The 16,832-nt window shown below is 42.6% G+C and carries 21 protein-coding genes and 1 riboswitch; of the genes, 17 read left to right on the top strand and 4 right to left on the bottom strand.

What is annotated here, in order from left to right:
* Positions 1 to 119: 119 nt before the first annotated feature.
* From KYJ26_RS15085 to KYJ26_RS15075, 3 genes are all read left to right on the top strand, one after another.
* Positions 120 to 1,190, top strand: coding sequence for an undecaprenyldiphospho-muramoylpentapeptide beta-N-acetylglucosaminyltransferase (locus KYJ26_RS15085; RefSeq protein WP_219168215.1), 1,071 nt, complete (start codon positions 120 to 122; stop codon positions 1,188 to 1,190).
* A gap of 72 nt (positions 1,191 to 1,262) precedes the next feature.
* A complete protein-coding gene (locus tag KYJ26_RS15080; RefSeq protein WP_206848948.1) occupies positions 1,263 to 1,412 on the top strand; it encodes a DUF2639 domain-containing protein in 150 nt (49 codons plus the stop codon).
* Between the two features lie 260 nt (positions 1,413 to 1,672).
* Entirely contained in the window at positions 1,673 to 2,248 is a 576-nt protein-coding gene (locus KYJ26_RS15075) for a hypothetical protein (protein WP_219168214.1), read from the top strand.
* A 62-nt stretch (positions 2,249 to 2,310) separates the two neighbouring features.
* On the opposite strand, the gene KYJ26_RS15070 is transcribed toward KYJ26_RS15075, so the two are convergent.
* The 4 genes from KYJ26_RS15070 to KYJ26_RS15055 all read right to left on the bottom strand — a co-directional run bounded on the left by KYJ26_RS15070 (position 2,311) and on the right by KYJ26_RS15055 (position 5,736).
* Positions 2,311 to 2,868, bottom strand: coding sequence for a GNAT family N-acetyltransferase (locus KYJ26_RS15070; RefSeq protein ID WP_219168213.1), 558 nt, complete (start codon positions 2,866 to 2,868; stop codon positions 2,311 to 2,313).
* Between the two features lie 284 nt (positions 2,869 to 3,152).
* Positions 3,153 to 4,283, bottom strand: coding sequence for an amidohydrolase (locus KYJ26_RS15065; RefSeq protein ID WP_219168212.1), 1,131 nt, complete (start codon positions 4,281 to 4,283; stop codon positions 3,153 to 3,155).
* A gap of 63 nt (positions 4,284 to 4,346) precedes the next feature.
* Positions 4,347 to 4,946, bottom strand: coding sequence for an undecaprenyl phosphate transporter UptA (gene uptA / locus KYJ26_RS15060; protein ID WP_219168211.1), 600 nt, complete (start codon positions 4,944 to 4,946; stop codon positions 4,347 to 4,349).
* Between the two features lie 10 nt (positions 4,947 to 4,956).
* Complete coding sequence (locus tag KYJ26_RS15055) at positions 4,957 to 5,736, bottom strand: undecaprenyl-diphosphate phosphatase (RefSeq protein ID WP_219168210.1); 780 nt, start codon at positions 5,734 to 5,736, stop codon at positions 4,957 to 4,959.
* A gap of 212 nt (positions 5,737 to 5,948) precedes the next feature.
* Between KYJ26_RS15055 and KYJ26_RS15050 the strand changes: the two genes are divergently transcribed.
* The 14 genes from KYJ26_RS15050 to ribH all read left to right on the top strand — a co-directional run bounded on the left by KYJ26_RS15050 (position 5,949) and on the right by ribH (position 16,792).
* Positions 5,949 to 6,272, top strand: coding sequence for a DUF4870 domain-containing protein (locus KYJ26_RS15050; protein ID WP_219168209.1), 324 nt, complete (start codon positions 5,949 to 5,951; stop codon positions 6,270 to 6,272).
* A gap of 127 nt (positions 6,273 to 6,399) precedes the next feature.
* Positions 6,400 to 7,398, top strand: coding sequence for a helix-turn-helix transcriptional regulator (locus KYJ26_RS15045; protein ID WP_219168208.1), 999 nt, complete (start codon positions 6,400 to 6,402; stop codon positions 7,396 to 7,398).
* Between the two features lie 115 nt (positions 7,399 to 7,513).
* A complete protein-coding gene (locus KYJ26_RS15040) occupies positions 7,514 to 7,729 on the top strand; it encodes a PLDc N-terminal domain-containing protein (protein ID WP_219168207.1) in 216 nt (71 codons plus the stop codon).
* A complete protein-coding gene (locus KYJ26_RS15035; protein WP_219168206.1) occupies positions 7,726 to 8,628 on the top strand; it encodes an ABC transporter ATP-binding protein in 903 nt (300 codons plus the stop codon). The genes KYJ26_RS15040 and KYJ26_RS15035 overlap by 4 nt, the downstream gene beginning before the upstream one ends.
* Positions 8,625 to 9,401, top strand: a complete 777-nt coding sequence (locus tag KYJ26_RS15030) for an ABC transporter permease (protein ID WP_219168205.1) — start codon at positions 8,625 to 8,627, stop codon at positions 9,399 to 9,401. The genes KYJ26_RS15035 and KYJ26_RS15030 overlap by 4 nt, the downstream gene beginning before the upstream one ends.
* A 102-nt stretch (positions 9,402 to 9,503) precedes the next feature.
* The gene (locus KYJ26_RS15025) at positions 9,504 to 10,382 is read left to right on the top strand and encodes a GNAT family N-acetyltransferase (RefSeq protein WP_219168204.1); all 879 of its coding nucleotides are present in this window, start codon (positions 9,504 to 9,506) and stop codon (positions 10,380 to 10,382) included.
* Positions 10,379 to 10,813, top strand: coding sequence for an NUDIX domain-containing protein (locus KYJ26_RS15020; RefSeq protein ID WP_219168203.1), 435 nt, complete (start codon positions 10,379 to 10,381; stop codon positions 10,811 to 10,813). Before KYJ26_RS15025 ends, KYJ26_RS15020 begins: the two co-directional genes overlap by 4 nt.
* Entirely contained in the window at positions 10,785 to 11,657 is an 873-nt protein-coding gene (locus tag KYJ26_RS15015) for a patatin-like phospholipase family protein (RefSeq protein WP_219168603.1), read from the top strand. The genes KYJ26_RS15020 and KYJ26_RS15015 overlap by 29 nt, the downstream gene beginning before the upstream one ends.
* A gap of 137 nt (positions 11,658 to 11,794) precedes the next feature.
* Positions 11,795 to 12,490, top strand: coding sequence for a hypothetical protein (locus KYJ26_RS15010; protein ID WP_219168202.1), 696 nt, complete (start codon positions 11,795 to 11,797; stop codon positions 12,488 to 12,490).
* 56 nt (positions 12,491 to 12,546) lie between these two features.
* A complete protein-coding gene (locus KYJ26_RS24440; protein ID WP_219168201.1) occupies positions 12,547 to 12,867 on the top strand; it encodes a four-helix bundle copper-binding protein in 321 nt (106 codons plus the stop codon).
* 149 nt (positions 12,868 to 13,016) lie between these two features.
* Positions 13,017 to 13,160: riboswitch (FMN riboswitch) on the top strand.
* A gap of 173 nt (positions 13,161 to 13,333) precedes the next feature.
* Positions 13,334 to 14,419 carry a bifunctional diaminohydroxyphosphoribosylaminopyrimidine deaminase/5-amino-6-(5-phosphoribosylamino)uracil reductase RibD gene (gene ribD / locus KYJ26_RS15000; RefSeq protein ID WP_257475069.1) on the top strand — a complete coding sequence of 362 codons (1,086 nt, stop codon included), beginning with the start codon at positions 13,334 to 13,336 and terminating at the stop codon, positions 14,417 to 14,419.
* A gap of 23 nt (positions 14,420 to 14,442) precedes the next feature.
* Positions 14,443 to 15,099, top strand: a complete 657-nt coding sequence (gene ribE, locus KYJ26_RS14995; protein ID WP_219168200.1) for a riboflavin synthase — start codon at positions 14,443 to 14,445, stop codon at positions 15,097 to 15,099.
* A 16-nt stretch (positions 15,100 to 15,115) separates the two neighbouring features.
* Positions 15,116 to 16,309 (top strand): bifunctional 3,4-dihydroxy-2-butanone-4-phosphate synthase/GTP cyclohydrolase II, encoded by a 1,194-nt coding sequence (locus KYJ26_RS14990; RefSeq protein ID WP_219168199.1) that lies wholly within the window; start codon positions 15,116 to 15,118, stop codon positions 16,307 to 16,309.
* Positions 16,310 to 16,321: 12 nt separating this feature from the next.
* Positions 16,322 to 16,792: a 6,7-dimethyl-8-ribityllumazine synthase gene (gene ribH / locus KYJ26_RS14985; RefSeq protein WP_219168198.1), complete on the top strand. Its 471-nt coding sequence runs from the start codon at positions 16,322 to 16,324 to the stop codon at positions 16,790 to 16,792.
* Positions 16,793 to 16,832: the final 40 nt, after the last annotated feature.

Raw genomic sequence — 16,832 nt, 5'->3', positions numbered from 1 at the left:
AAGGATGCTTTCATTCCGGTTGTCAAATTTTCGTAGTTCTATCCCGCCTGTATTTTTGGTAAAGTGTATAATGGTTAGTAATATGAATATGAGATTATGGAGTTAGGAGTTTAGTACATATGACGAAACGCATTTTATTTACAGGTGGAGGATCAGCAGGTCACGTAACGGTCAATACAGCATTGATCCCATACTTTGAAAGTGAGGGGTGGGATATAACATATATAGGCTCGGAGGACGGAATCGAAAAGGAAATCATTACTGAGCAGTTTCCCCATATTCCTTATAAGAGTATCTCGAGCGGGAAGCTTCGAAGATATTTTTCCTGGAAGAATTTCTCGGATCCTTTTCGTGTGATGAAAGGGGTGTTTGATGCACTATCCATCATACGAAAGGTAAAGCCCGATATCATCTTTTCAAAAGGGGGCTTTGTTTCAGTGCCCGTTGTCATGGCAGCTAAAATAGCGAAGATTCCTGTGGCGATCCATGAGTCGGATGTGACGCCTGGACTCGCAAATAAGCTGGCGGTTCCATTTGCCACAAAGATATTCACTACATTTCCTGAAACGGTCCAATCTCTCCCAAGTGAGAAGTCATTATGCGCCGGTGCCATCATCCGGGAAGAATTATTTACGGGTGATGCCAGCGAAGGAAAGAGGTTAACGGGATATTATGATGAATTGCCTATACTGATGATCATGGGAGGAAGTCTCGGAGCAAGGAAAATCAATGAAGCAGTTAGAGGGAATCTTCAAGAACTGCTTTCACAGTTCCAGATCATTCATATTTGCGGGAAGGGAAATGTTGATGACTCCCTAACCCAAAAGGGGTATCGTCAATATGAATTCATCAAAGGTGAACTACCTCACTACCTGGCGATGACCGATTTCGTGATTTCCCGCGCAGGTTCCAACTCAATATTTGAATTTCTTGCCTTAAAGAAACCGATGTTATTGATTCCACTATCCAGAGAAGCAAGCCGTGGTGATCAAATCCTCAATGCAAATAGCTTCGTGAAACACGGTTATGCAATGAAGTTAGAGGAGGAAGAACTGAACGAAGAGAGTTTCCTTTCAAGCGTAAACGCACTGAAGGCAAACAGGGAGTCGATGATCCATCATATGGATAAGGGAGAAAAAGCGTTTACCATACAAGACATGTATAATGAACTATCAACAATGTCCAGATAAGAAGTCATTGAAAAGTCATTGGATTCCCCTTCAAGCATATAGTATATAAATGGACTTAGGGGGAGTAGGGGCATGGCATATCAATATTCAAAAGGTTGGTATCTGCAGGAGCTTAAAAAGATGGGAATCAACCATCATCCCGTTGAAAAAAGGAAACTGGAGAATTATAAAACCTTTGTTGTTCGAAATCTGTATTTTGAAAAGCTGTCGAAAAAGAAGTGAGAATAGGAGCTGGGCTGGTGATGCTTATTTTGATTAAGCCACCAGATACAGTTTCTTTTTTTTGAAAGCGGAGCAGTTCCCTTCACCCTCCTGCACCATAACTTAATTGACAGAGCATCGTAAATCTTAGTTTGTATGCGAATAGCAACAATCTTTACGAAAACAGCCTTTTGAAAAGAGAATACTTTCATTTGATTTTCATGTAATTTTCATCTTTAAGGCTTATACTATCGGTATATTATGATAGTAGGGGTATGCACATGAAATCAAATATCAAACAATATCCGTCATTCTTATCCAATACAATCCCAAATCCAAAAGAGCGGAAAAGAATTATCGAGTATTTAGTTTTAACGGCGAGTATCGTTGGAGCAGGCACAGCTCTAATCGCCCTTAATTACCAAAGCTTTCTGCATGTCGATGAGGACACGTATAAAGGGTTTTTCAAGCAGTTCGGGTCTGTTTCACGAATCATCTATTTCATTGTCCTGAGTATCTTTCCTGTTTTCCAATTGTTGAAATGGAAAGGTCTAAGAGGGGTGAAATGGAGAAATCTTGAGATTAAAGGTCTTGTCCAACAGGCAGGAAAGCTATTAAGAAAATGGCATGTCCCACTTGCTTTACTGGCGACAGCAGTTGTTATTTTTCATGTGATTCTTGCAGTGATGATTAACTTTCATTGGGATTTTACAAACATCACTGGGATCCTCACGAGTATGGTATTAGGCTTTCTTATTTTTATGGGATTCAGACGGTTTAAGAGGAAGGATGGTGCATGGCATTTAAAGCTTGCCGTCGCTTTTACGGTATTGTTTATGATTCATGCGTCATTTTAATCTGACAAAAAAAGTTATCACGAAAGGTGGGTGCCTTTGCGTGATAACTTTTTTCATGCAGACTAAGCTTCAAGAGCCTGTTCTTCCTCTGGTGACTGTTGCAACTGATATAGATAAAGTGTATACAAATCTTTCGGGATTTCATAAAGATCGTAAACCTCTTCCTGAGCATTTAGTTGATCATAAAGAGATTTTCTCGTATCATTTGCCTTCACAACATAGGGAAGCTTTTCAGCAGCTCTTTGAGAACGGGTATTCACTTTACGGATTCTCATAAAAATGGTTTCCATACCAAGCTCAAAGAACAGCTCGGAAAAGAAAGCATCCTTGGCAGGCTGGTTATACCCTTTTCCATGGAATGGCTTACCCAGCCATGTGCCAAGGAAGCCGGCATTTTCCTGAATGTCGAAGAGATTGATCGTGCCGATAGGGTTGCCCCACTCGTCCACAATTGTCCGGGAGATCAGTTCTCCCCGTTCCTCTGCTTCGATTGTCTGTTTTGTAAGGAAGAGAAGTTCCTCATAAGAATGTGCCTTTTGGCGAACAAAAGGGAAGACATCCGGGTGCACCATCAGGTCATAAAGTTCATGACACTCATGTAATTCACGTTTCTTGATCATAGTAGACCCTCCTAGAGGGCAGTCTACTTGCGTACGATCCCACCCTCGAAATTTTTAAATGGTAACTAAAAAATTTCGGGGTGGGAATCGAACCCACTAAGACCAGTCAAGAAACTGGTGGCGCACCTTTTGCCTTCCCTTCATTACAGTCGCTCATATATGAAAAAACAGCGTCTTAAGAACAATGTAATCGGAAATATATTATCCATCTGTATCATATACGAAATATCTCAAAAAGGAAATAGGTAAAAAGCTAATTTTTGATAAAATTTTTTACCAAATTTCTACACGTTTTGATAAGCGATTTCCCCATTCACAAATGTCACCAGAGGCTTTGCCATGAAGTGGAATGGGTGATGGCTCCATAGGACCAAATCAGCATCTTTATTTACCTCAATACTACCGATCCTGTCAGACACACCAAGGTTTCTGGCTGGAAGAATGGTGATGCCCTCCAAAGCCTTTTGTTCATCCAACCCTTCACGCACAGCGATCGCTGCACACATATTCAAGTATTGAATGGGTGTGTATGGATGATCAGTCGTCACTGACACTTCGACACCGGCTTCCGTCAATTTTTGATAAGTGAGCCAGCTCTTGTTTTTAAGCTCAACTTTCGATCGTCTTGTAAATGTCGGGCCGACGGAAACTTTGAGGTTTTTTCCTATAAGTTCTTCTGAAATAAGGTGTCCCTCCGTGCAATGTTCAATCCGCAGGTCCAGGTTGAATTCCTCTGCAAAACGTACGGCGGATAGTATATCGTCTGCGCGGTGAGCATGTATTCGAACCGGAATTTCCCGTTTTAACGCAGATACCAGAGGTGCCACTCGCAGGTCCTCCGGTTGATCACAATATTTAGCCGAAAAGAATGCTTCCCTGAGCATTCCCATAATTCCCATTCTTGTGATGGAATCATTATTACCATTACTATGAATCCGCTTCGGGTTCTCTCCCAATGCGATCTTCAATCCGGATGTTTCCCTTATGATCATGGATTGAATGTTGGAACCCAGGGTTTTAATGACGGAGGTAGTTCCACCGATCACGTTCGCGCTTCCCGGCATGACATTTACGGTGGTGACCCCATATTTAAGGGCATCCTTGAAACCCGGATCCAAAGGATACACCCCATCAAAGGCGCGGATATGAGGTGTCATAGGTTCTATCGTTTCATTGGCGTCATTACCCGCCCAGCCGGTGCCTTCATCATAAAGACCTAAATGGGTATGACAGTCTATGAAGCCTGGGAATAGAAATTTCCCATGACAATCATAAACGGTCGTATATTGATCTCCACTTGCCTCATGAGGGAGTATCTGTTTAATTATTCCGTCTTTTATTAGTACAGAGCCGTTTTGGATGGGCTTGGATGTAATGGGGTAGATGGTTACGTTTTTTAAAAGTATGGATGTCATAATATATCCTTTCGTAAGGCTTGTTTGCTTCTTATTCTAAACAATTTTGTATAAAAAAAGAAGTTAATCCATCCTTTTATTACTTCTATTGGAAAAGATCAGATATAGAATCGTTGTGAATAAAGCAATTAAACTGAGTGGTTTAATGTAGCGTATCCCAATGACCTCAATATGTTCCCAATGAGTACCGAGCTCCATTCCTATGATCATAAATAACAATGTCCAGGGAAGCATAGCGGCAAAGGTATAGAGACTGAATGTCGAAATGGGCATGCGGCTGATGCCAGCGGGTATACTGATGGCATGACGGACGATCGGAATAAAACGAGCTGTGAAAATCACGATGGTTCCATGCTTGTCGAACCACTTCTCAGAGGCATGGATGTGCCTTGGATGGATGAGCAGATATTTTCCGTATTTCTCAAAGAACGGTCGCCCTCCATAATAACCTAACCAATAAAGGAATAATTGTGCAACGGTCCCTCCGATGATCCCGCTCATGAATGCTCCGATAAATGTAAGTTTTCCTGTACTGACCATAAAGCCTGCATAGCTTAAGACCAGTTCACTAGGAATGACTTCGATCATGAGTGCAAGTGAAATCCCTGCATATCCTAAATCGGTTAGAACAGTAAGGATCTGTAAAACCCATTCATGGTTCATTTTCTTCCTCCTACATAAATCCAGAGTATTGAAGGATAAGGATCAGTAACCCTAATGCCCATACATAATAAGAAAATATTTTTAATGAGTGCTTCTTTAAATAATTCACCATGGTGATGATGGCGAAATAACCGAAAACGGCTGCACTCACCGTTCCGATAGCCAGGCTCTGGAATGAAACAGCTTCAATATGTCCCCCGAACATTTCTTTACCTTGAAGCACAATTCCTCCGAGTATGGCAGGTGTGGACAGGAGGAATGAAAAATAGGCAGCCGTTTCCCGGTCGAGCTTCCTGAATAACCCTGCGGCTATCGTCAAGCCCGATCTCGAAAGTGCCGGGAATATGGCAGCAGCTTGAAAGCTTCCGATCACGACAGCATCCGTGTAAGAAAGATCTTCCAGCTTCTTATAGCCATCCTTGACGCCATCAGCCCAATACATGATGCATCCAGTTGCGAGGAATTCCCAACCGATCGTGGAACCGGTCTTCGAGATGGAGTCAAAAAAATTCTCGAATGAAAATCCAACAATCACTGCAGGAATGGTGCCAATGATGAGAATCCAGGATAATTTGCTGAACGGATGCCTAATCATATAAAGTAGTTCCTTTTGATACACAACGAGAACAGCAATCAATGTTCCTATATGAAGCATCGTATCCAGGAAGAGCCCGGCTTCCTCCAGTCCAAACGTCAATCTTCCAAGATAGAGATGCCCAGTACTTGATATGGGCAGGAATTCGGTTAAACCTTGAATGATCCCCAGTATGAAAGCTTCCAAATTACTCAAGTTTATCACGACCTTTCTGCATGTCCCGGGACAGACTCTCTTTTATACATATTCCGGTCCTTGCTGTTTCATGAGGGATGTCCATAAGTAACAAGCAAATTTATGAAAGAAAATCATTCTAATGGATGAAACTTTATGAGAGTGAGTACGTAAATATAGAGGAGGATACATTAGACGTATCTGCTAAAGAGTTTTAACAGGGAGGAATTGACATGCCGACAAAAGACGAAAGAATGATGGCAGCTCTAATTTATATCTTAAGCTTCTTCACAGCATTCATCGGGCCATTGGTCATCTGGCTCATCAAGAAAGACGAATCGGAATTTGTGGACTTTCACGGCAAGGAATATTTCAATTTTCTTATTTCCTATGCCGTTTACGGATTGGTTAGCTCGATTTTAATGGTCGTCCTGATCGGATTTGTATTGGCACCGATCGTAGGGATACTTGCCTTGATCTTTACCATCCTGGGAGCGGTAAAGGCCTACGAGGGTGAACACTACCAAATCCCGACAGTCTTTAGAATACTGAAATAACAAGACTAAGAACCCAAACGGCTCGTTGGGTTCTTTTTTTTGTCAGGGGTACTTGTAGAGTTGACAAAAAATTCTTTCACTTTATAATTTTATAAAATGATCATTTCTGAAAGGAGCATCCACTTTCATGTTGAGAATCGATAATAAAGAGAGAATATTGAAACTGATGAGTATATTGAAAGAAGAAACGGACGAAGATCACGAACTGAGTCTGGATGATATCATTCTCCGCTTTAAGCAGACGTACGGGCAAGACCTGAAATTGAACAAGAATTCGTTAAAGGATGACCTTGATCACCTTATCCGGCAAGGGTTCGATGTCACGATTAATCAGGAAAAGGATGGTCTGCCAAAGTATTACAGCCATCAGTATCGGCTGTTCGAATTATATGAATTAAGGATGCTTATTGATGCGGTCGTCTCCGCCAAATTCATCTCGAAAAAAGAAACGGTTCAACTCACAGGGAAAATCAGACAGTTGACCAGTCACCGGCAAGGAAAGCTATTACATAATGAAATCCAAATCGACTCTTCCATAAAGAGTGACAGTCCCTATATCCGCCGCACCATCCATGATATCCATGAGGCCATTGCAGAACGCAGAATGATCACCTTCCAATATGGTCGTTTCGATGTGAATAAACAGTTCAATCTTAGTCGCGAGGGAAGTCTTTATAAAGTGAAACCATACGCTCTTACGTGGGCGAATGATTTCTATTATCTCATTGCTTATTATTTCGATGCAGCTGAAATACGTCACTACCGCGTTGATCGACTCCGGAATGTTGAAGCTCTTACTGAAACCTTCCCATATGAAGCTTTTGATGTATCCAAGTATGTACAATCAACATTTCACATGTTTGCGGGAGACGAGGAGTGGATCAGGATCAAGTTTCTTAACTCCCTCATTAATGTGATCATCGACAAGTTTGGGAGAGAGGTCAGTATTCAAAGGGCAGGTGAAGATCATTTTATATTATCAACAAAAGCGCGGGTAAGCACCGGTCTCGTAAACTGGATACTCTCCTTTGGAAGCGGGGCGAAAGTGATATCCCCATCCTCACTCGAACACACTGTCAAATCAGAAGTGAATAAACTGCATTCATTATACAATGACATAACGTGATGACTGATCCCCGAACGGTTGGCGGTCAGTTTTTTTTTTTGAGAAAAATAATGTAATTGAACGAATTTCTTCTTCGTGCGTCTAATCAAAGTAAAGCAAAAGGAGGAAGAGGATAATGAGCGAAATACAACAAGCATTGCAGTCTGTCAACTGGGGGCTTATTGCTCCGGTCATAGTCATTCAATTCATTCTCATGTTGGTGGCGGTGATTGATTTAATACGAATAAAGTCAACAAGAGGACCGAAATGGCTTTGGTTATTGATCATTCTGTTCATTAATATCATCGGTCCTGTCATCTATTTCGTCTTTGGAAGGAGACATACCCGATGAACGTTCTGGAAGTGGCCCATCTGGAAAAGAGATACAGAGAAAAGCTTGCAGTGAAAAACATTTCATTTGGTTTGAGAGAAGGGGCGTGTACAGCTCTCCTAGGTCCAAACGGGGCAGGGAAAACGACGACCTTAAATATGCTTGCTGGATTAATAAGACCAACAAGAGGTTCCATCCAAACAACGGTCCCGACTGAAGATATCCGAGAAATAATCGGGTATCTACCACAATATCCATCCTTTTTTGAATGGATGACGGGAAAAGAGTTCCTGGTATTCTCAGGTGAAATTTCAGGAATGACAAAAGGTGACGCACAGGAGCGTGCAGAAAAACTTCTCGGTATGGTCGGCTTACTGGAAGGGAAAGGTCGAAAGATAGGTCAATATTCAGGGGGAATGAAGCAGCGTCTAGGAATTGCTCAAGCCCTTATTCATAAGCCTATGCTCCTGATCCTTGATGAACCGGTTTCGGCACTGGACCCTTTCGGCAGAAGGGAAGTATTGGGATTATTAAAGGGGTTAAAAAAAGAAACGACGATCTTGTTTTCAACCCATATATTAAACGACGCCGAGCATGTTTGTGATGAAGTGTTATTCTTGCATGAAGGTGAACTGATAGAAGGGGGGGCAATCGAAGAAGTGAAGGCAAGACACCACAGATTAAAGATGAAATTGCATTTTAATGAAGATAGCAAGAAGTTCTTTCATTTTCTAAAGGAGAAAGACTGGCTCCACAACATCATTTCCGATGGAAAACAGCTATCCTTTGAAGTTTCCGACCTTGAAAGGGACCGATCCAGGATCTTTTCCTTAATCTCTGCACATGGGTGGGGCGTGACCAAGTTCGAGAGCCATGAACAAAGCTTGGAAGAAGTCTTCATGGAGGTAATGAATAGATGAAAATAGGCTGGGTTTTATTCAGAAAGGAAATGCTGGAGCTATTACGTAATTATAAGGTACTTTGGATGCCTGCCGTGTTCATTCTATTCGGGTTGACTGAACCGTTAACGGCTTATTATATGCCTGAGATTCTGCAATCGGTGGGGGATCTTCCGGAAGGAACGGTCATATCCATCCCGACCCCATCATCGGCTGAGGTAGTATTATCGATCATGGGTCAATTCAGTACTTTCGGTGTTCTGGTCATCGTTTTAGGATTTATGGGGACGGTTTCTGGAGAAAGGAGATCCGGCAACGCTGTCATGGTTCTTATGAAACCTGTGCCATACACGTCTTATATTTATTCCAAATGGTCTGCTGCATTTGTGCTTGTATGGATTTCCTACAGCCTTGGGATGCTATCGGGTTCCTATTACATCCACCTTTTATTTGACGGTATTTCCTTCTATCCATTGCTAAAGGGGTCTCTCGTTTACGGGTTATGGCTGATCTTTATCATGACTTTGGTCGTTTTCTTCAGCAGTTTTTCTCAATCGCCGGGTCTAACTGCATTTTATACCCTCGGATCCACCATGTTGATCACCTTTCTTTCAGGGTATATGACAAAAACCTTAAAATGGTCACCTGGCCAGCTGACCAATTATGTTCATGATCTGATACTGTATTCACGCTGGAATGAAAATTTAACCGTAACCATCATTTTTACCGTGGTCATATGTTTAACCATCCTCCTCATCACTCCGACCATCTCCAAGAAAAAAGAACTGAGCTGACGGCATGACGCAACTCTTGTGGGAGAGGGACGGACCTCACGAATAATGTAAAAGGAATTCAGCGATTGATGTCGAATGGTGGTATAAGGAGGAGGGAAATCAATGAAAGCTCCCCGATTGACACAAAAAGTACAACAAATGATCCAACAAGCACATGAGCTGGCTGAGAGAAATCAGCATGCGAGCATTCAAAGTATTGACCTATTCATGGGAGCGGCCCTCGTGAGAAAAGGGACTTTAAGAGAAATGCATGACCTTATTGAACCGAATTTGGATGAGATAGAAGGATTGATTAAATCACTTTCTCCTGAAGCATCCTCAGGGATTTGGATTGAATCATTTTCCAAGCCACCATCATTAAATACCCTGAAAATATGGAATGCCTCAATTGATATCATGAAGCGATATAACCAAACGTTCCTTAATGAAGGACACATCATAAAGGCCTTTTACTCGCTTCTCTCAGATCACCCAGAGTTGGAAAGTGGGTTGAAGGTTGTCCGTAAAGAGAGGATTATGCAAACTGTCGCATCATCCAGGGATTTAACCGTGGATTTATTAAATAGAGATTGGTCTTTTAAAGAAGACGGTCAGGTTGAAATAAGCTTCGTTGACATAAAGGAGAAAGATGCCCTCCTTTCCTGGTCGCAACGTCATTTCGGAGAGAATTGGTCCGAGACGCTAAGGTGTGCTTTTCAGTCCCCGGCACCTCACATCCCAATCTTAAAAGCAAAGATGGGAGGAGAGATGGTGGGTTTTGCAGCGTATGATGTCTATATGAACAAAAAGGGGGTATTTGGACCGATGGGGATACTGCCAACCGCCAGGCATCAGGGAGTGGGAAGGAAGCTCCTCTATGCTGCTTTGCAAAGCATGAAAGAGAAACGATATATGTATGTCGTGTTAAAAGAAGCTGGCCCAATTGAATTTTATGAACAAACGTGCAATGCAAAATTGATCCCCTTGGAGGATTGGAAATGAAGCATCGTGTTGGCATCATTCTGATTGACGATGAAAAGGTAGCCGTCATTAAGAGAATAAGGGATGACTCCGTTTATTATGTCATTCCAGGCGGAGGCATGGAGAAAGGTGAAACCGAAATCGAAACGGCAACCAGGGAAGCGAAGGAAGAATTGGGGATTAACGTTTCGGAACTGAAATTCGCAATGACCTTCAGGCAGATTGATACACATTCTTATTATTTTGTGGGAAAATATAATGGTTTATTTGGTACAGGAAAGGGAGAAGAATATGATATCTTCCGGAATAGAGGAAACTATATCCCCTGCTGGATACCTATAGAAAAACTCTACGGAATGGATCTCTACCCTCATGAAGTAAAACACTATTTACTACAGCAGAAGGCGGGTGTTCAAGAAGATGATGATAAACGAGACGGGTCTCGTTCTTGAAGGAGGCGGAATGAGAGGGATTTATACAGCAGGTGCCCTGGAATATTTCTTGGAGAACGGCATTGAATTCCCTTATGTCATCGGAGTCTCCGCAGGTGCATGTAATGCTGCTTCCTTTTTATCCAAGCAAAACGGGCGGAATAAAAAGGTCAATGTGGATTTCATCCGCGACCCAAAATACTTATCATGGCGGAACTATTGGAAAACGGGCGAATTATTCGGAATGGACTATGTCTTTGATGAAATCCCAAACAAACTGGTCCCCTTCGATTACAAAGCCTTTCATTCGAACGGAACGGAATTTGTTGTCGGTACCACGGATTGTCATACAGGGAGGCCGGCCTATTTCTCAAGGAATGACTATGGAGAAGATCTACTTACCATAATTCGTGCATCAAGTTCTCTCCCATTTGTAGCACCGGTCGTTGAATTCAATTCACGACATCTCCTTGACGGTGGGATAAGTGATCCGGTTCCCATCGAAAAAGCCGAGCAGGACGGATTCAAGAAAAATGTGGTCATCCTGACCCGTAATAGGGGATATTATAAAAAGCCTTCTAGGTTTTCGTTTCTTGTGAGAAAAAAGTATCCCCAATATCCAGAGCTTCATAAAACATTGATGAACCGATATTTGCGTTACAATCAGATAATTGAGGAAATAGAAGTGAAAGAAAAAAAGGGGGACGTTTTGATTATCCAGCCCCAGCATCCCCTTAAAGTCAGCCGGATTGAAAAAAATCCGCGGAAATTGGACGAATTGTACTGGCAGGGCTATCATGATGCAGAATCGAAGTTGAAACAGTTGGTCGAATGGAACCAGTCAGGTGAACTACTGCACTCATAAAATAAGGCGAAGGATTTACAGAACGACTCTTTCAGTAATGAGAGTTTCGTAAATTCTTCGTCTTTTCCTTTCTAAAGGTCTTTTTATCATTTTTTCACATAAATATGATAGAGATTCCTTGAAAGGACGAGCATTTCATGAACCTCTATCAAATATACAAAAATGAACAGTATACGTTACTTTTTCGAAGTGTCATGTACTTTCTCATTGGTGTGGGGATGCTTGTCGTGACACAACAATTGTATTATTTTCCTCTGTTGATATTCATCCCTGCTTGTTCAAATCTTTACCTTAGCTATAGTATTAAGAAAGAATTGAAAAAGGCCAACCGATTATTTTATGAAAAGATGCCTGTTTCTCTTCATTCACTTGTAGGTGTTCACACGAAAGAAGGCTCCTATTACCTGAAAACCAACGGCTGGTCTGACTACTTTATTCAACGGACATCCATGATCAATAATCCTAAGCAATACCAGCTACACCGGAGGAATAAAGGACCTTTGTCATTTTCAAAATGGAGTCGGACCATTAAGATTGACCACCCAAAGTCGAAAATGACGTTTCAATTGAAGTATCAAAGTGCCACCGCAATAGAATGGCAGAGTGAGGGTGGGGACACTGTCCTCATTTATAAAGGGAATAAGCGATGGATCTTGAATTATCAGGAGCAAAATCATCTATCTTTACAAAAAGGGTATCTTCCCCAGAGTATACAAAGACTGTTTGACTCTCACCATAGTTACGTTTCATTTTATGAGACATACAGTGATGAGATGGATTGGCTCCTGATATTTTTGTGGTACGTAGATAGTGATTATTTTCTCACTTCCTGATTTATTCTTTTCACTGGAAATGGGTACACTAAAAGGACAGTGATGGAGGTGGTAAGATGAATGCTGACTACAAATCATGTTTGTCGGCTTTAGAACGTTGCAGGGAAGCATGCAATGTGTGCTATCATGCGTGCCTGAAAGAAGAGAAACCGATGATGAAGTGTATCGAACTCGATCGAGAGTGCGCTGACATTTGTGCCTATACCCTTCATGCCATGGAACGGAGCAGTAAATTTGTGCAACGCATCCTCTCCCTCTGTGCAGAGATCTGTGATGCGTGTGGGGCGGAATGCCATTCGCATGACCAGCAACATTGTAGGGATTGTGCCGAAGCCTGTTTTAAATGTGCTGAAGAATGCAGGATGCTCGTAACATAATGAAATGGAGGATGCTTCTATAAAGTAGCGGCTTCCTCTTTTTTATTGTTATATAGAGAGCTTTCTAAAAATTAATACAAAAATAATTTTTTTAAGCGCCTTAGATGATTTCAACAAGGAAACTATGATAGAATAATGTTAATCGAATAGGTTTCCTTCGGGGCAGGGTGAAATTCCCTACCGGCGGTGATGAGCATAGGCTCTTAGTCCGTGACCCGGCTAATGAAGATTAGACGGTGGATTTGGTGAAACTCCAAAGCCGACAGTGAAAGTCTGGATGGGAGAAGGAACGGCAGTATCTGGTTGATGATCTTGATAGGAGCATATACCACATTCTTATGGGTATTTTTTCTTTTTGATCGATTGATTGGATGCTTTATTTAGTCATGCCAACTTCCCCCAAGTATAAATAATACTTGGGGTTTCTTTATTTTACGATATTTATTTAGGAAAGGAGGTCAATTCTTTGGATCACTCTCATTATATGAAGCTTGCTCTTTCGATGGCAAAGTCCACCCATGGCCAGACATCACCAAACCCGATGGTGGGGGCGGTGGTAGTGAATAATGGAGAAATTGTTGGGATGGGTGCCCATCTTAAAGCAGGTGAAGGTCATGCAGAAGTGCTTGCCATCAAGGCTGCAGGCGAAAAGGCGAGAGGAAGCGACGTTTATGTCACTCTGGAACCTTGCTCCCACCACGGGAAAACACCCCCATGCTCAGAGCTTCTTATTTCAAGCGATGTAAAGACTGTGCATGTGGCAACCATGGATCCCAATCCACATGTCTCGGGACGTGGAATTCAACAATTAAGGGATGCTGGCATTGATGTAGTGGTAGGGGAGCTCGAGGAAGAAGCCTGTGAGCTCAATAAGCATTTCTTTCACTACATTCAAAATGGAACCCCGTTTGTTACGCTTAAAACAGCAGTCACTCTAGACGGGAAAACCGCTTCTGTATCAGGAGACAGCAAATGGATCACATCAGAAGAATCAAGAACCGAAGTCCACTATGATCGTCACCGGCATGACGCGATATTAGTAGGAGTCAATACCGTTATACAAGATAACCCGCACCTGACCACCCGTTTGCCCCAAGGTGGAAAAAACCCCATTCGAATTATTCTGGATACCCATTTACGAACACCACTCCACTCCCATGTAGTGGAAGACTCACAAAGTGCGACGGTCATTTTCACAGGGAATTCTGTCAATGAAGAACAGAGACAGCCCTTCTTGGAAAAAGGCTGTGAAGTCGTCACCCTTTCTGATGAAGAAATCGACATTCATTCCGTGTTGAAAGAACTGGGTGCCAGGCATATCGGATCCCTTTATGTGGAAGGTGGATCAACAATCCATGCTACTTTCTTAAAGGAAAAAGCCTTTCAGGAATTAATCATGTACATGTCTCCGAAATTGATAGGCGGAAGCTCTGCCTACACGAGCTTTGGCGGGGACGGATTTCCGACCATAGCAGAAGGTCTTGAGATGGAGATTTTGAGCCTGGAACGTGTAGGTAAGGATATTAAGATTGTTGCAGTGCCTACTATTTAAGCTTTTATGAAAGGATGGAAAAGATGTTTACTGGAATTATTGAAGAAATCGGCTCCATTGAACGCATGAGGAAATCATCTTCTTCCATGGAACTCACCATTTCAGCCGAACGGGTACTGGAAGATGTGCAGGTCGGTGACAGCATCAGTGTAAATGGCGTCTGTTTGACCGTGACTTCTTTCAATCGGGGGGAATTTCAAGTGGACGTAATGCCTGAGACATTTGAGGGTACAACGTTGAGGACACTATCCAGGGGTTCAAGAGTGAATCTTGAGAGAGCCATGGCTGCCAACGGCCGATTCGGCGGCCATTTCGTCAATGGACATGTAGACGGAATTGGCAGCATCGTAAGAGTGGAAAAAGTGGAAAATGCATGGTACATGGACATTTCCATTCCTGAACATCAGAGCCATTTATTCATCATGAAAGGCTCTGTCGCAATTGATGGCACTTCCCTTACCGTATTTGGTGTACATAGCAATATGATAACCATATCATTGATCCCTCAAACAAGAGGAGACACGGTCCTGGGTGAAAAAAAAGTAGGGGATATCGTCAATATTGAATGTGATGTGATGGCAAAGTACTTTCATCGCTTTTATGAAGCGAAGGAGCAAGTGAAGAGCACGTCAAACAACATCAGTTACGATTTCTTGTCACAAAATGGTTTTGCTGACTAATAGGAGGGGTTGCCCCATGTTTAACAAGATTGAAGAAGCAATTGAAGATTTGAAGGCTGGTAAGGTCGTAATTGTCGTCGATGATGAAAATCGGGAAAACGAAGGGGACTTTATTGCACTCTCCGATAAAGCGACACCTGATGTCATCAATTTCATGGCGAAGGAAGGAAGGGGCTTGATATGTGCCCCGATTACCGAAGATCTCGCACAAAAGTTGAAGCTCTCACCGATGACAACGTTAAACACCGATCCGCACGGAACTGCATTTACTATTTCGGTTGATCATAAATCGGCATCGACCGGGATCAGTGCTTACGAAAGATCGGCGACCATCCGGGAATTATTGAATCCAGCGTCAGCACCTGAAGACTTCAAAAGGCCGGGGCATGTATTTCCCCTAGTCGCCAAAAATGGCGGCGTTTTAAAGCGGGCCGGCCATACAGAAGCCGCCATCGATCTGGCTGTTCTGTCTGGTGCAGAACCATCGGGTGTCATATGTGAGATTATGAATGAGGACGGAACGATGGCGAGGGTTCCTGAATTAATGAAGCTAGCCGATAAATGGGATTTAAAGATCATCTCTATTGAAGATCTGATCCGATATCGAAGAAAAAATGAAAAACTTGTGACAAGGGAAGTGGAGATTGAACTTCCAACCGAATTCGGAAACTTTAAAGCAGTCGCATATACAGAAAACATTACCGGGAAAGAGCATATCGCTCTTGTAAAGGGTGAATGGACTGGGGACGAAGAGGTGCTCGTTCGCGTTCACTCGGAATGCCTGACAGGTGATGTATTCGGCTCCAATCGATGTGATTGCGGTCCCCAGCTAGCCACAGCTCTCACACAAATTGAGGAAGAGGGTAAAGGAGTACTCCTTTACATGAGGCAAGAGGGCCGGGGAATTGGTTTGATCAATAAATTAAAGGCTTATAAGCTCCAGGAAGAAGGCTACGATACCGTCGAAGCCAATGAAAAACTGGGCTTTGGCGATGATTTGAGGGAATATGGAATCGGAGCACAGATCTTAAGGGATTTAGGATTAACAAAGATGCGCCTATTGACCAATAATCCGCGAAAAATTGCCGGGATCAACGGATATGGCCTGGAGATCGTGGACCGCGTACCGATTCAAATGCCGGCGAAATTCGAAAACGAAAAGTATTTAAAAACAAAGCACGCTAAGTTGGGTCACTTACTTAAATTTTAGGAGGATTATAAAATGAAAACCATTTATGAAGGTAATTTAGTAGGATCAGGATTAAGAGTTGCGATTGTCGTCTCACGATTCAACGAATTCATTACTTCCAAACTTTTAGGCGGGGCGGAAGACGCGTTAAAGCGACATGGAGTGGAAGAAGACAATGTCTCTGTCACATGGGTTCCCGGTGCATTTGAAATACCTATGATCGCCAAGAAGCTTGCCCGCTCAGGAAAATATGACGCTGTCATTACACTTGGGACCGTCATTCGCGGAGCAACCGCGCATTTTGAATATGTAAGCGGTGAAGTGGCAAAAGGAGTGGCGAATCTAAGCCTGCAGGAAGATGTTCCAGTCATATTCGGTGTTTTAACGACAGACACAATTGAGCAGGCCATTGAAAGAGCCGGCACTAAAGCAGGGAACAAAGGTTGGGAAGCTGCAGTATCAGCCATCGAAATGGCAAACCTGATCCGTGAAATAGACAAATAAGACTTCATTAATGAGCCTCCTATATGGGAGGCTTTTTTTG

This window comes from Rossellomorea orangium (assembly GCF_019334305.1).
GTDB lineage: Bacteria > Bacillota > Bacilli > Bacillales > Bacillaceae_B > Rossellomorea.
The sequence above is the reverse complement of the archived record's forward strand: the minus strand, read 5'-3'. Positions and strand labels throughout refer to the sequence as shown.

Excerpts from the sequence above, each read along its gene's own strand:
- KYJ26_RS15080 (WP_206848948.1), top strand. The coding sequence starts at position 1,263 with ATGGCATATCAATATTCAAAAGGTTGGTATCTGCAGGAGCTTAAAAAG.
- KYJ26_RS15020 (WP_219168203.1), top strand. The coding sequence starts at position 10,379 with ATGAAGCATCGTGTTGGCATCATTCTGATTGACGATGAAAAGGTAGCC.
- KYJ26_RS24440 (WP_219168201.1), top strand. The coding sequence starts at position 12,547 with ATGAATGCTGACTACAAATCATGTTTGTCGGCTTTAGAACGTTGCAGG.
- KYJ26_RS15015 (WP_219168603.1), top strand. The coding sequence starts at position 10,785 with ATGATAAACGAGACGGGTCTCGTTCTTGAAGGAGGCGGAATGAGAGGG.
- KYJ26_RS15035 (WP_219168206.1), top strand. The coding sequence starts at position 7,726 with ATGAACGTTCTGGAAGTGGCCCATCTGGAAAAGAGATACAGAGAAAAG.
- KYJ26_RS15030 (WP_219168205.1), top strand. The coding sequence starts at position 8,625 with ATGAAAATAGGCTGGGTTTTATTCAGAAAGGAAATGCTGGAGCTATTA.
- KYJ26_RS15010 (WP_219168202.1), top strand. The coding sequence starts at position 11,795 with ATGAACCTCTATCAAATATACAAAAATGAACAGTATACGTTACTTTTT.
- KYJ26_RS15065 (WP_219168212.1), bottom strand. The coding sequence starts at position 4,283 with ATGACATCCATACTTTTAAAAAACGTAACCATCTACCCCATTACATCC.
- uptA (WP_219168211.1), bottom strand. The coding sequence starts at position 4,946 with ATGAACCATGAATGGGTTTTACAGATCCTTACTGTTCTAACCGATTTA.
- KYJ26_RS15050 (WP_219168209.1), top strand. The coding sequence starts at position 5,949 with ATGCCGACAAAAGACGAAAGAATGATGGCAGCTCTAATTTATATCTTA.
- KYJ26_RS15070 (WP_219168213.1), bottom strand. The coding sequence starts at position 2,868 with ATGATCAAGAAACGTGAATTACATGAGTGTCATGAACTTTATGACCTG.
- KYJ26_RS15025 (WP_219168204.1), top strand. The coding sequence starts at position 9,504 with ATGAAAGCTCCCCGATTGACACAAAAAGTACAACAAATGATCCAACAA.
- ribH (WP_219168198.1), top strand. The coding sequence starts at position 16,322 with ATGAAAACCATTTATGAAGGTAATTTAGTAGGATCAGGATTAAGAGTT.
- KYJ26_RS14990 (WP_219168199.1), top strand. The coding sequence starts at position 15,116 with ATGTTTAACAAGATTGAAGAAGCAATTGAAGATTTGAAGGCTGGTAAG.
- ribE (WP_219168200.1), top strand. The coding sequence starts at position 14,443 with ATGTTTACTGGAATTATTGAAGAAATCGGCTCCATTGAACGCATGAGG.
- KYJ26_RS15085 (WP_219168215.1), top strand. The coding sequence starts at position 120 with ATGACGAAACGCATTTTATTTACAGGTGGAGGATCAGCAGGTCACGTA.
- KYJ26_RS15045 (WP_219168208.1), top strand. The coding sequence starts at position 6,400 with ATGTTGAGAATCGATAATAAAGAGAGAATATTGAAACTGATGAGTATA.
- KYJ26_RS15040 (WP_219168207.1), top strand. The coding sequence starts at position 7,514 with ATGAGCGAAATACAACAAGCATTGCAGTCTGTCAACTGGGGGCTTATT.
- KYJ26_RS15075 (WP_219168214.1), top strand. The coding sequence starts at position 1,673 with ATGAAATCAAATATCAAACAATATCCGTCATTCTTATCCAATACAATC.